The organism is Gardnerella greenwoodii 00703Dmash (assembly GCF_000263635.1).
In the GTDB taxonomy this organism is placed as follows: Bacteria; Actinomycetota; Actinomycetes; order Actinomycetales; family Bifidobacteriaceae; genus Bifidobacterium; species Bifidobacterium greenwoodii.
In genome coordinates, this window is record NZ_ADEV01000009.1 from 272,941 (window position 1) to 287,283 (window position 14,343).

A 14,343-nucleotide genomic window follows, 5' to 3' on the forward strand; every position below is an offset into this window, starting at 1 on the left:
TTGATTGCCTTTTAACGCAATTAACGTATAGAATAATACGATTCTTGCGTTTAGCAAAACTTACACGCCAAAATATTTTAAGAAATATTTCAAAAAATATGATTGAAAGTAAAATTTATTTAGCAAATTTACCGATTTTATAAGAAAAAGCCGCATAAGAACTGACTTATGCGGCTTAAAATTTTAAACTATTTATAAGTTATAAGTTAATTAGTAATTAAATACGATAGCTTACTTTATAACTTACTTTTCTTCTGCAGCTGGAGCAGCGGCAGCAGGAGCAGCGGCGGCAGCAGCAGCAGGAGCAGCAGCTTCGGCTGGAGCAGCATCTTCAGGAACGGTGACGCTAACAACAGACTCTTCGCCATCCATGTCGAGCACAACGCCCTTAGGAAGCTTAACGTCCTTAGCAAACACCTTGGTGCCGTCGGTCAAGCCGTCAACGTTAACAACAACGCGCTCTGGCAAGTTGGCAACGTCTGCGCGAACCTTGAGCTCCTGAACGTCAACGAATGCAACAGCAGCACCCTTTGGAGTACCTTCAACGAAGACTGGAACTTCAACATCAATCTTTTCGCCAGCCTTAACCTCATAGAAGTCAATGTGCTCAACAATGCGCTTAACAGGATTGCGCTGAACATCCTTAACAACTGCAATGCGAGATTCCTTGCCAAACTTAATAGTGAACAAAGCATTTGCGTGACGCAAAGCCAAAGTGGTCTCACGCATTGGAAGAGTAACGTGCACTGGATCAGCACCGCCAGCGTAAAGGCTTGCTGGAATCAAATTTGCAACACGCAAGCGGCGAGCAACGCCCTTACCAAACTCGTTGCGAACTTCGCCTTCAAGAGTAATCTTTGTAGCCATATCGGTCTCCTTATGGTCTGGATAGTTTTGTTTGTTAATCCAGCTTCAGGCGCACCGACGCGCCGAAAACCATAAGTGGCCATCAGCCCAGTCGATAACGGAACTTTGCCAACAATCAGTCGACATATTCCCTCGCCAAAGCAACTTTTCTAGTGTAACCACAGCGCAAGACTAATCTTAAATCTCAATTATTTAATAAATAAAAATATGCAAACACTTACACAACTTGAGCACACAAACGATTATTATAGATAACAGCACTAAGCGCACTTTAAAACTATGCGCTTTTAAGAGCCGCTAAGGCATGATTAAGGAGCAGATGTGTCCGTCTTTAATGCACTCCAACAGCAAGCGTTTAATCTTGCACGTAAAGCATTGCGTATTGGCAGCAATTTCGCACACCCAGTCAGCGACGATCGCGCAGGCGAACCAGGCTACCCAAATGAAGAACAAGAATCTTCAACAAATACTCTACTTTCGCAAAATAAGCGTCTTCCACTCGTAGAAGAGTGGGGCGCAGGAATGCCAACAACCACGTTTATTGACCCAGAAACAGGTTTGCTTACCACAAAAACGGAAAGCGCTGCCCCACTGGACGAAGGCACAAGTATTTACGACTTGTACGCAGACCGTGCTGCACGAATGGGAGACGACCCGCTTTACACTTACAAAGAAAACGATAAGTGGGTTACTAAAACAGCAAATCAGTTCCTTAAAGAAGTTAGGGATGCAGCAAAAGGCTTAATCCACTACGGTTTGCACAAGGGAGATGCTATTGCTCTTATGTGCAAAACGTCGTACGAGTGGGATGTTACAGATGCTGCTGTTATGGCTTGCGGCGGCGTGCTCGCCACTATTTACGACACGGATTCTGCAGAGCAGATTCGCAACATTGTTAATAATTCCGACTCGCGTTTCCTTATTGTTGGAACTACAGAAATGCGAGATAAAGCAGACGGCGCTATTGAAGAATGCCCAAGCTTGGAACGTATTATTTGCTTAGAAACCGGCGGATTGGAAGAGCTTAAAGCTTTTGGATCTACCGTTAGCGACGAAGAATTGGACGCGCGCATTGATTCTGTAAAGAAAACAGACTTGTGCTCAATTGTTTACACTTCCGGCTCCACAGCCGCGCCTAAAGGTGTTGAAATGACACACGAGCACTACTGCACAACCGCACTAAACCTGCCAATCTACCTGCCAGATTTGTTAAGCGAAAAAGACGGTTCTGTGCTTCTGTTCCTTCCGCAAGCACACTCTTTTGCGCGCGCAATCAACTACATTGTTGTGGCAAGTACATTGCGAATTTACATTGCTCAAGGAATTTCTACTTTAATTTCTGATTTGCAGGTTGCAAAACCTACGGTTATGATTGTTGTTCCTCGAGTTCTTGAAAAAGTTTATAACGCGGCTTCTCAGAAGGCCGGTCACGGCGCTAAAGGCTTGGCTTTCCAGGGTGCTGTTGTGACTGCTCAGCAGTATATGAAGGAAGTTCAAGAGTTTGGTGATGCCAAAGCGCTTACTAAGGCCCGCAGAACTGCTTACGATCCGCTTGTTTACCGCCCGCTTCGCCAGGCTCTTGGCGGACGCGCGCACTGGATTGTTGCCGGCGGAGCTCCACTAGACCCTGAACTGCTTTCATTCTTCCGAGGCGCAGGAGTTCCAGTGTACGAAGGCTACGGTCTTACTGAAACCACTGCCCCATGCGCGTTTACACCAATCGGAGTTCCTTTCCGCGAAGGCTCTGTTGGAATTGCATTCCCAGCCTTTACTTTGCGCATTGCAGAAGATGGCGAAGTGCAAATTAAGGGCACATGCGTGTTCCATAAGTACCATAAGAACGACGAAGCAACTGAAACTTCGTTCACCAAAGACGGCTGGTATGCAACAGGCGATTTGGGAAGAATTGACGACGAAGGCATGCTTTATATTACCGGCCGCAAAAAGGATTTGATTATTACAGCCGGCGGTAAAAACGTTGCACCTGGACCTATTGAAGAGATGATTAAGAGATGCGAGATTGTGTCTCAAGCATTAGTACTTGGAGATAAGCGTCCATTTATTTCCGCACTTGTTACTTTAGACGAGGAGATTTTGCGCAACTGGCTTAAGCTTAAGGGATTAGACGAAACCATGAGCATGAGCGAAGCCGCAAATAATGCTGTTGTGCGCGCCGAAGTGCAGAAGTTCGTTGACAGTGCTAACGAAGGCGTGTCTCGCGCAGAATCCGTGCGAAAGTTCATTATTTTGCCAGAAGAGTTTACGCAAGAAAATGGCTTAATGACAGCATCTATGAAGATTATTCGCCCACGTGTTATTAAGCATTACGCAACGCTGCTTAATACGCAGATGTACACTTCGCGAAAGAAGTAAGCGTAGGCAAGTTTTGTATATTGCTTCTTGCGAGAAGAAAACGTAAGCGCTCGCAAGAAGCAGGCGTTTGCAAGTTTTGTATATGGATTCGCGTATGTTAAGTGCGACTTGCGCGAATCCATAAATTTTTTCTTAATAATCTATGGGTATTTGATAAAATTACAGTGAAAAAACTTGATACCCCCCCCCCGTTGGAGAATACAATATTTTCTTAGCACAGGTTAAAAGAAAAGCTACATTTACGGCAATGTTTCTTTTCTAAAAGCTTGGCAAGAGATATGAAAATCTTCTGATTTCCATTAACAATTAAGAGGAGAGGTTAATATGAACGCCAAACTCGCAGTAGCAATCTCATTAGGCGCAAGTTCCCTTGCATTATTCGGCATGGCAAATGTGGCCAATGCTGCAACAGCAACAACTACCGACACTGGCGCAAATCAGCCTGTTGTTCAGCCAAGCAATGAGAATCCGGTAGAAAAAGCTAAAGGCGAAGCTAATAAAGCTATTGAAGATGCTAAAACGCAGAAAGAAACAGTTACTAAGGAAGTCGAGGATGCTGAAAGCGAAGCTAAAGATGCTAACAGCAAAGCCATTGATGCCAACAATGAAGTAACTGAAGCTCAGAAAGACTTAAAAGACAAGCAAAAAGAAGCTAATACAGCTGAAGAAGAAAAAGGTAAAGCCGATAAAGAATTAGCTGATAAGCAAGCTGAGGTAAATACAGACAACGAAGATGTTGCAAATAAGCAAAAATTGTTCAATGGAGCACAAGCAGAGCAGCAAACTGCTGAAAATAAGCTGAAAGCAACTCAAGACGAAAAAGATGCAAAAACTACAGAGCTTGAAACTGCAGAAAAAGAAGTTCAAACTAAAACAACAGAACAGACTCAAGCTGGAAAAAACGTAGAAACTGAACAAGGCAAACTAGATGACGCTAATACTCAGCTTGAAAAGGCTAAGAAAGATAGGCAGGATGCTCAAACAGAAGCAGATAGGCTTTCTGGCGAGGCTGATCAAAAAGAGCAAGCACAAAAAGAAGCAGATCAAAAAGTAGAAGAAAATACGCAACATCAGGAAAATATTCAAAAACAAATAGATAATCTGAACGCTGCTGGTTCCGGAACAACAAATGCCGATGTAAAAGAGCTAGAAAAGAAAGCAAATGAAGCTAAGCAGGCTTATGATTCAGCTCAAAACGAAGCAAATACAAAAGCTCAGGACGCTACCAATGCTAATAATGCAATCGCTCCTAAAGCACAAGAACTTGCCAACGCAGAAACTGCGCTTAAGGGCAACGAAAATTATAAGAATAATATAGCTTCATTTGACCAAGCTGCAGATGATGCAACTAAAAAATACAATGAAGAATATAATAAAGCGAAACTTGATCCAGAAGTAGAAAAAGGCTTCGAAGGATTCTTGGAATATATTATTTCCACAGAAAAAGCAAAAACCGATGGCTCAAGAAATGAAGATTTAATTGCAGATGCTGAACGCGCTCAAAAAATTCTTAAAGGTGAAACTTTTAAGTCAACCTATACAGAAATCAAAATAGGTAAGGATACTTACCACAACACCGTAGAAGACATGAAAGCTCCAATCTGGGCTGATTACGTTAAAAAACTTCGACGTGTTGGCGGAGCAGATTCTTTGCAAAATTTGAAGGAAGCTGCAACTTATTATGATGCACTTAACAAAGTTCGTAACGAAGAAAATGCTAAATTGCCAAAAGTTGGCGTACGCTTAAGCCTTATTGCTGAAAGCATTATACACTCATTCTATTCTTCTTCTATACAAGGTCACGCTGCTAACTTCGACATGGAACATAATGTGAACCCTAATTCTCCAGAGCAGCTTAAATCTCACGCGTACGATGATTCTTCAGAAAATCTTGCATGGGGAGAATTTGACGGCAACGATTCCAATCGTGCTATGAACAAAAATGGAACTATGAGCCTTGATATAAACAGTACTTCTAATATCGTTCATTCTTCCACTAAAGCTAACGCAATGGATGGATGGTATTACAAAGAAAAAGATATATATGATGATACACTCTCATCCAATTCATTCGGTGGAAAAACACTAACAGATGAAGGAAAAACTTTCTTACAGGAACATAGATATGATTTCTTAGATTATGCATCAGCTGGACTTTCACCAACCTTATTTAATGATGATTCGGATAAAAGCGTACAAGCCAAGTTCAAACACGCTGTTGGACACTATCTAAATTTTGTTAGTACTAATAATACTGCAGCAGGATTTGCAGAGGCTGATACAGCTATAAAAAATACAAGCTACACTGTTACTGAAACATCTTCCGACGGCACTCAAAGAACATATAACCAAAATGGAACATTGATTTATGACGTTGCTGTATGGCATGGCAATTCCGAAAAAACCATATCTGTTGATACTTACAAGAATCTGCTGAATTCTTATATAAATAAAGTCACAGACAATGGCAAAAAGAAGCTAGAGCCTGCTAAATCTAGAAATTTGGCAGATCTTGCCGCAGAAGAAAACGCAGCTAATATCAAATTATTTGATTCTGTTTATAAAGTCATTACCGCTGAAAGCAATAATTCTCAAACAGGCGCTAACACAGTAACTGAGCTTATTAAGAATGTCATTACAGCAAAGAAGAACTTCGAAAAGGCTAGGGACGATGCTAGCGCAGCAAATGAAGCTTCAGCTAAGGCTGCGGAAAATGCTAATAAGCTGCAGACGGCTTGGACTACTGCTCAGCAGAAATATCAAGAAGCTGAACATGCAGCAACTCAAGCATCTCAAGAAGACCAAAAGACTCGCGAGCAGAAGATTCAGAAGCTTCAGAATGACCTTAACGGCTTGAAAGAAACAGCCAAGACTTTGAAGTCAGAAGCTCAAAGAGCCAAGAATGATGCTGATACAGCTCGCGCTGCTGCCGACAATAAGCAAGCTGAAGTTAATGGCAGATTTACTCAGGATATTACTGAAGCTGAAGCTAATGTAGAGTCAGCCAAGCAAGCAGTATCAACTGCTGAAGCTGCAAAGAAACAGGTTGCCCAAGAGCTTAAAGCGGCTAATGAGAAGGTAACTAATCTGACTGAAAAGATTAATAAGCTTACAACTCAGATTCAAACTGAGACTGATAATGTTACTAAAGCTGGTGAAAAGGTAACTGAAGCTAATACTGCTCTTCAAGGTGCTATAAGAACACAAGAGCAAAATAAATCAGCGCTTACAGCAGCAACCCAAAAAGCTAAAAAGGCTGCTGAAAAGGTTGAGACAGAAAAAGCAGCTGTTGAAGTCGCAAAGAAAGCTGTTGTTGAGAAGATTAAACTTGCTCAAACTGCTGTAACAAATGCTCAAGCTAAGGTTAAGCATGCTCGAGAAGTTGTTGAAGCTGCTAAAACCAAGATTGAAAGCATAAAGAAGAATCTTGCAACCAAGCAAGTAGCTTTAGCTGCAACTATTACAGATACAAGCGCTAAAGCACATCTTAACTCAATCTTCATGTCAGCTACTGGGGAGTTTGAAAGCTTCGTACAAATTCTGACAGGAAAAGTTAGTACGCTGCAAGATACTGCTAACAAGCTCAGCACGTCTGCAACAACACTCGCGCAACATCTGAAAGATGTTGCACCAGAGTCTGTTGTTACACCACCAGCTCCTACTCCAGAGCCACCAGTACCACCTGCACCAAAGCCACCGGTTGTTAATCCAAGTCATGATGGAGAAAGCGGCCACGGTAGCACTGGCAATACTGGAAGCACAAACAATACCGGAAACACTGAAAACGCTGGTAACACTGGTAACAGTAATGTTCCATTCACACCACAAGCACCGCATGTTAGTGTTCCTGCTGTTAATGTTGAACAACAGTCTAACGAGTTTGCTTCAGCTACCGCAGAAAATCACGTTACACAGGCTGTTGCTAAGAGTGAAGCCGGAAAGTCCACTAAGGAAGAACGTGCGAATGCAAAGAACACGAAGCACGCTAACCACACTGCTTCTGCAAATGCGGCCGCAACTTCTAATTCTGGCGTAGCACAAAGCAAGAACGCTAAGGATTCTAAGAATGCTGAATCGAAGGAATCTGCAAAGGAAGACTCCGCAAAGCAAGAAACTCAGGATTCTAATAGCAATAGCAGCGATCAAAACAGCACGCCAAACAACACTCCAAGCAACGAGTCCAAGAATACTCAAGCAAACGGCAGTGCTGCAAAGGCACAAAACGGCTCCAACAACACGCTTACAATTGGCGCAGTTGTGGCAGTTGTGATTGCTGGAATTGTTGCAATCGGCGGAGGTGTGACTTTCGCACGTCACCGTCGCATGTAGTTGAAACTAAATAAAACAAAAACCGCAGTCGAAATTATATCGGCTGCGGTTTTTTATAAGCGCTACGCAAAATGCACTAGGCAAAACGCGCGCGTCAAAACACACTAAGTAAAATTAGAAGCCCAAACGCTCAAGCTTCTTAGGGTCGCTCTGCCATCCTTTTGCAACCTTCACATGCAATTCAAGCACAGCTTTCGCGCCAGTAATACGATTTACCGCCGTGCGCAAACGCTTCTTTACGCGCACTAAATGCTCCGCACGATGCCCAATAATAATCGGCTTTTGCGAATCACGCTCAACATAAACCGACACAAGCACATGCGCTTTGTTGTCGTCGTATTGAGTATCTTCGTCGCCATCCGGATACACAATATCGTCAACTACAACAGCTAAAGAATGAGGCAACTCGTCGTCCAATTCTTCCAAAAATGCGCCGCGAATAAGCTCCGAAATCATGCTTTCTGGGCTTTCCTCGCTAAGCTGATCCGCTGGATACATTTGCGGACCTTCCGGCAAGTTTTGAATCAAAACATTCTTAACTTCGTCAACATTGTCGCGTTCCAGCGCACTAACAGGCACAATATCCGTAAAATCGGCAAACTGCTGAATTTGAAGCAAATGCGCAACTAACTCGCTGCGACTAAGCGTATCGATTTTTGTAACAATACCAATAAGCGGAACTTTCCAAGTCCAATTTCCCTTATCATCTTTTTTAGCAAAATCGGAGCGAAGGCGGCTCAAGATTCGCCTATCTCCTGGTCCTATCTCCTGGTCTGCTGGAAGCAAGAATGCAATCGCGTCAACATCTGAAAGCGACTCGTCAACAATATCGTTCAAACGCTGGCCAAGAAGCGTGCGCGGACGGTGAATACCCGGAGTATCAACCAGAACCATTTGCGCATTATCGGTTGTAACAATTCCGCGAATAGCCTTACGCGTAGTTTCCGGACGAGACGAGGCAATAGCAATCTGCGTACCAATAAGAGCGTTCATAAGAGTAGACTTGCCAACGTTTGGCCTACCGACTACAGCTACGAAACCGGAACGGTAGCCATGAAAATCAGGAGTCGGAATCGTGGCTCTGGTTGAGGAGTCAAGATTTGCAAACATCTCGTCGTCGAAGTCATCAGTGTCGTCGAAGTCATCAGTATTGTCAAAGTTGTTAATATTATTCACGTTATTCTTACCGTCCAGTTCTTTACTTCATTAAATTTGTTTGCTTCATATTACTTGCTTGCTTAAGCGCGTTAGTTTGCTTACTTTCCAACGCTTGCGTGGAAATCTTTTCCGATATTTTTTCCGAAAGTTTTTCAGATATTTTTTCCGAAAGTTTTGCCGCGCTGCTATTTTCAGGCTGCTCGTCTTTAGGCTCTTCTAAGCCCTTAACATCTCGCTCAACCAAAATAGTTGAGACTTTCTTTCGTCTACCAGCAGAATCCACAGCAGTTAATTTTAAGCCTCTTGTAACCGCACTAGATCCCACAATCGGCACGTTACCAAGCAGCTTCGTAAGCAGACCAAACACGGTGTCAACATCGTCTTCGTCAATATGAACTTCAAAAATATCTTCCAAATCCGCAATCGGCGTTCTAGCAGGCATCTTCCACACGCCCTCGCTTACTTCTTCCGGATCCGCATGCTGAGTGCGATCATGCTCATCTTCCAGCTCGCCCACAATCTGCTCAATAGCATCCTCAATAGTAACCAAGCCTGCAATACCGCCATATTCGTCAACAACTACAGCAACATGTTGACGGATTCGCTGCATTTCGTGGAATAAATCGTCAACCGGCTTGGACTCCGGCACAAGCATAGGGTCTCGGCTAATAGTGTCAACAGCTCTAGAAGAAGCTGCAGGATTAAACACGGTAGCTCTTACTGCATCCTTCAAATAAGCAACGCCAACTAAATCGTCAACCGAATCTCCAATAACAGGAACTCTAGAAAATCCGGATCTTGAGCATAATTTCAGGAAATTTTCCAGCGTTTCGTCGCTTTTTACGCAAATCATATCGGTTCGAGGAACCATGATTTCGCGAGTCAAAGTGTCTGAAAGCGTAAGCACATTGCGCATCATTTCAGAAACTTCAGGGTCAAAATCATTCGCTTCAACAAGGCGATCAATACTCGCCTTCGCTTGGTCGAGCTGAATATCTTCCAAAGCCTCATCGTCTGAAAGATCAACATTCTTTTTTCTAGAAGTTACGTCCACATCGCTAGCAATATGCACCAGAGGATTAATCGCCATAGCAATAGAAACAATGCGAGAAAGTCTCATCAACTTTGCCACAGGCTGAGCAGCTCCCACAGAACGCGGGCGAACAAGCATAGAAATAACAGCAACAATCACCGAAACCACAACGCCAACAACCAAAGTAAGCCACATTGGAGCGCCGAAAAACGCCGAAACCGCAGCAATAATAACGCCGTCAAACACATTGCACAGAACGCGCACAAAAGCGCATGCGCTAGAAGTTGCATAACGGTCTGAAATAAGCTTTTTTACACGATGAATTCTTGCGATTCTACGCATACGCACTATTGCGCTTGTGTCATCATCGTGAGTTTGCGCTTCAATCATAAGATTGTTTAAGCTCGCTCGCGTAACCCTAGGAACTGCCCCTTCTGCAGCTGCCATTGCAAGAGACAGCCACACAAGAAGAATTGCAAGCAAAAGCAAAACGGCTAATCCTAGCCACACGTGCAACGGAAGTTCCGGTAACGATATATTTGTAAAAAATGCTTTAATATCTTCCATAATTATGCTCTTACATCTTACAACTGCTTGTTTGTGCTTGTTTGCGGTAGTTTGTGCTTACTTCTGCTTATTTATGCTTACTTGCTTTTGTTATTTTTGCTGCCTTTTGAATCATGCTCAGCATCGTAACGTTCAAGCTCGTTCACAGCTCCTTCCGGAAGAGTCGCGTCATACAATTCCCCAGAACGTGCAGCGAAGAAAGTAAGCAAAAGCTGACGCTGCAAACCAAACATTTGCTTTTCTTCTTCCGGATTTGTGTGATCGTAACCAAGCAAATGCAGTATGCCATGAATGGTTAAAAGCATCATCTCTTCCATTGTGCTATGCCCCGCCGCGAGCGCCTGCTGCTGAGCCACCCAAGGGCAAATCACCAAGTCTCCAAGCATGCCCTCGGAAACTTTTTCATCGCTTCCAGGAGTAAGCTCGTCCATTGGAAAACTCATAACATCTGTTGGACCTTCAAGGTTCATCCAGCGCTCGTGAAGGCAGGCAATTGGCTCAGGATCAACGAAAGTAATTGATAAATCTGACTGCGTGCTGACTTTCATCTGCTGCAACACCCACATGCCAAGATCGGAGAAGATTTTAGCGTCGATTCGCCACACGGTTTCGTTCATGACTTCAATGCTCATGATTATTTGTTATTCCTCTCGAAGTTTATTTTTTCAGGTGTTACTAGTTTAGATTTTGCTTGAAGCGCACAATTTTGTAGAAGCACGCGACTTTGTATGATTTATAAGCTGCCTTCCACAAGCTTTTCGCCAGTAAGAACATGTGCATGAACATGGAATACTGTTTGACCAGCTGCAAGACCAGTGTTAAAAACAAGCCTGTAGTCTCCATTAAACGCGTCGTTAGCAATATTTTGCGCAACACCAGCAATATGAGCTAAAGTTTCAGGAGCTTTACTAGCAAGCTCAGCAACATTCTTATAGTGATTGCGCGGCACAATCAGCACATGCACTTTTGCCTGCGGATTAATATCCTTAAAAGCGACTACCGAATCATCTTCATAAACGCGCGTGCTTGGAATTTCGCCTGCAATAATCTTGCAAAAAATGCAGTCTGGATCAGTATGGCTCGCAGCACCGTTCATAGTTGCATCGCTCATGGTTTCTCCCCTATTTTTTATTACGAAATAAAATTCATGCCAAAAGCCAAAAGCAATCGGCATACCACATACTATTTTACACAAACTTGCGCATTTTATTTATGATTTTTTCACTATTCGTAGCGGCCTAAAGCGCGCGAAAGAAGCGAAAGTGCCACAGGCCCTGCAGTGGAAGCGCGCAAAATATTGCTGCCTAAAACGCAGCTTTTAGCTCCAGCGTCAACAAACATCGAAACCTCGTCGTCACTAATACCGCCTTCTGGACCAACAAGCACGTAAACAGTGCGCTCCTTGCCATCATCCAGGCAGCGCTCGGTAAGAGTGTTCACAGCTTGCTCGATTTGACTCCAGCAGTCAGTTGCATCCTGATGCAATACCACTACTAGGTTTCCATAAACGCATGCACGCCTACATATTGCAACAATCTGCTTACTAGATACGCATTCTTGAAGCTCCGGCATCCAAGCTCTTCGAGACTGCTCTGTAGCAGCCTGCAACACCTGATTCCAACGCTTATCCGTGCGACCAGGCTTCCACTTTGCGATTGAGCGGTCAGCGCACCAAGGAATTACTTCATCTACGCCAATTTGCGTAGCCATGTCAATTGCTTGCTCATCGTGACCGGTTTTTGCTAAAGCCTGCACAAGCGCAAGACGCGTAGTGCGACGCGCTTCACTAGTGAAAGCATCGACGCGAACTAAACCATTTTCCGCATCCGTAACAGTTGCGTGAATTCGCAAGCCTTTGCCGTCGGAAAGTTGCAAAGCGTCACCTTCCGCCAATCGCATAGCGGATATTGCGTGGCGTTTTACGCTGGAAGGAAGCGTAAGCGTCCATCCTTCCTCAATCCCATCTGCAAGCACGGGAGCATTATCATGGTCAGTATCTAGCAAAAATAAAGCGTCAGTCATAATCTAAAGCCTAACGTGAGGATGCGCCAAGTACTAAAAATAGTTCTGTGCAAGTATTGTGGCAAACTAGAACAGTACGTACTGGAGGTTGCAATGAGTAATGAGCTTGGTGATAACACTGCGCTTGTTACTTTGCGTATTTCCCGCTTTGCGCCGTGCGAAGAAACGCAAAATCCGCAAGACGCTCCTAAACTCGTGCGAAAACGTCACGAAAGTCCTTTTGCTCGAAAAAAGCGTAGCAATCCTTTTGCAAAAGTAGATTCTGCAGAAAATGATAATGCTGATGAATCTTTATCAACAACAATAAAACGCATTCAAGGCAGGCATTGGGTTCAAGATTACGTTTTGCGCGTTCGCTCAACGGATACTATTCTTAGCTGCTTGCTAACTATTAAGCGCACAATCGACCCGACTTTGGCTTTTCGATACTCTTGTGGCCATGGAGTTTGCGGATCGGATGCTGCAAACGTAAACGGCATGCCAACTTTACTTTGCAGCGCAACAATAGGCGCGAACGCTCGTCCAGAAATCACAAATAACGTGCAATCTCGCGGATTTAGAAAAACCGGAACTTCAAGTAGCGTTGAAAGCTCAGCAAAATCGCCAATTCTACAAAAAGAATCTACGCAGACTGTAGCTCAAAAAAATGGAAGTTTCGGTATTATCGAACTTGCGCCGTTAGCTGGATTTGCAGTTCAGCGCGATCTTATTTGCGACCTTTCACCTATGGTTTCGCAAATAAAACGTTTAGAGCCTTATTTACAAGCAGCAGACGTTTCTGTGCGAAATGCCGAAGGAAAACTTAAGCTTATTGAGTTTTTGCAGCATCCTGAACAGTTACAAAAGTTTGAGCTTTTAAGTAACTGCATTATGTGCGGTGCGTGCGAAGGAATATGCCCAATCTACGCTGGCGGCGAGGCTTTTATTGGGCCTGCTGCTTTGATTAACGCGGCTCGTTTTATTTACGACTCTAGGGACAATGCAACAGAGCGTCGATTAGATTTGATTGACGGCAGCGACGGTATTAGCGCGTGCCAGTCGGTTCGTGCGTGCTCAAGGCAGTGTCCGCGCGGAATTGACGTCGGCGAAGAAATTTGGCAACTTACAACACTAGTGAATGAGCGCAAAAACTCTTAGATTATTCAATTCCAGACGCTATGCGCACTGCTTCTAGCGGATCGTCCGTAACAGCAAACAAGTGCGGGTCAAGAGACGAAATTAATCCACGAGAAGTAACAGTTGACTGCAGCCAGTTAATCAAGCCCTTCCAATACTCAGTTCCAAACAGCACAACCGGCACGCGCGCAACCTTATGCGTTTGCACAAGAGTTAGAGCTTCAAACATTTCATCCATTGTGCCAAATCCGCCAGGACACACAATAATTCCGGAAGAATACTTCATAAACATTGTTTTTCTAACGAAGAAGTATCTAAACTGCATTCCGAGATTAATCCACTTATTCAAACCCTGCTCGCGCGGAAGCTCAATACCCAAACCAACCGAAGTTCCGCCCGCTTCTGCAGCACCGCGATTCGCAGCCTCCATAATTCCAGGGCCACCGCCTGTAATAACCGCAAAACCGCGTTTTACAAGCTCCTTGCCCATAGTTAGCGCGGCCTCATATTCCGGCTCGCCATCTTTTATACGCGCAGAACCAAAAACGCTAACAGCAGGACCTAACCCGGCAAGAGCGTCAAAACCGTCAACAAACTCGGCCTGAATTCGAAGCGCGCGCCAAGGGTCTGCACTTCTCCAATCCCACTTGTTATCTCGGTCTGCGCCAACTCCTGCTGCAATCTGCTGACTTCTATCTTTGCGAAGAAGCGTTTCGGTTGTGCTTTCTTTAGGAATCATAGATCCGCGCATAAGCACCGAACCGCGATGATACGTATTAGACCAAGGTGGAACTTCTGAAGAATAATCTTCCTGACTATTATTCATAACTACTCCCAAAATAATCCCAAAAAAAAAATAATCTCAAAGAATAATCATA

Annotated in this window: 10 protein-coding genes; 3 read left to right on the top strand and 7 right to left on the bottom strand. The window is 44.0% G+C overall.

Annotated elements, in window-relative coordinates; genetic code table 11:
* Positions 1–243: 243 nt before the first annotated feature.
* Positions 244–867, bottom strand: coding sequence for a 50S ribosomal protein L25/general stress protein Ctc (locus NG78_RS01170; protein WP_004135147.1), 624 nt, complete (start codon positions 865–867; stop codon positions 244–246).
* A gap of 321 nt (positions 868–1,188) precedes the next feature.
* On the opposite strand from NG78_RS01170, the gene NG78_RS01165 reads away from it, so the two are divergent.
* Positions 1,189–3,240, top strand: coding sequence for an AMP-dependent synthetase/ligase (locus NG78_RS01165; protein WP_004135148.1), 2,052 nt, complete (start codon positions 1,189–1,191; stop codon positions 3,238–3,240).
* Between the two features lie 324 nt (positions 3,241–3,564).
* On the top strand, positions 3,565–7,569 hold the full coding sequence (locus tag NG78_RS01160) for a coiled-coil domain-containing protein (protein WP_004135149.1): 4,005 nt from the start codon (positions 3,565–3,567) through the stop codon (positions 7,567–7,569).
* A 114-nt stretch (positions 7,570–7,683) separates the two neighbouring features.
* On the opposite strand, the gene era is transcribed toward NG78_RS01160, so the two are convergent.
* From era to NG78_RS01135, 5 genes are all read right to left on the bottom strand, one after another.
* Positions 7,684–8,745: a GTPase Era gene (gene era / locus NG78_RS01155; protein ID WP_004135150.1), complete on the bottom strand. Its 1,062-nt coding sequence runs from the start codon at positions 8,743–8,745 to the stop codon at positions 7,684–7,686.
* A 22-nt stretch (positions 8,746–8,767) separates the two neighbouring features.
* Positions 8,768–10,327, bottom strand: a complete 1,560-nt coding sequence (locus tag NG78_RS01150; RefSeq protein ID WP_004135151.1) for a hemolysin family protein — start codon at positions 10,325–10,327, stop codon at positions 8,768–8,770.
* Between the two features lie 77 nt (positions 10,328–10,404).
* Complete coding sequence (ybeY, locus tag NG78_RS01145; protein ID WP_004135153.1) at positions 10,405–10,959, bottom strand: rRNA maturation RNase YbeY; 555 nt, start codon at positions 10,957–10,959, stop codon at positions 10,405–10,407.
* A gap of 101 nt (positions 10,960–11,060) precedes the next feature.
* Positions 11,061–11,438, bottom strand: a complete 378-nt coding sequence (locus NG78_RS01140) for a histidine triad nucleotide-binding protein (RefSeq protein ID WP_004135154.1) — start codon at positions 11,436–11,438, stop codon at positions 11,061–11,063.
* Between the two features lie 113 nt (positions 11,439–11,551).
* On the bottom strand, positions 11,552–12,349 hold the full coding sequence (locus NG78_RS01135; RefSeq protein ID WP_004135155.1) for a 16S rRNA (uracil(1498)-N(3))-methyltransferase: 798 nt from the start codon (positions 12,347–12,349) through the stop codon (positions 11,552–11,554).
* Positions 12,350–12,442: 93 nt separating this feature from the next.
* Between NG78_RS01135 and NG78_RS01130 the strand changes: the two genes are divergently transcribed.
* Entirely contained in the window at positions 12,443–13,486 is a 1,044-nt protein-coding gene (locus NG78_RS01130) for a succinate dehydrogenase/fumarate reductase iron-sulfur subunit (RefSeq protein WP_004135156.1), read from the top strand.
* A 1-nt stretch (position 13,487) separates the two neighbouring features.
* On the opposite strand, the gene NG78_RS01125 is transcribed toward NG78_RS01130, so the two are convergent.
* On the bottom strand, positions 13,488–14,291 hold the full coding sequence (locus NG78_RS01125) for an LOG family protein (protein WP_004135158.1): 804 nt from the start codon (positions 14,289–14,291) through the stop codon (positions 13,488–13,490).
* Positions 14,292–14,343: the final 52 nt, after the last annotated feature.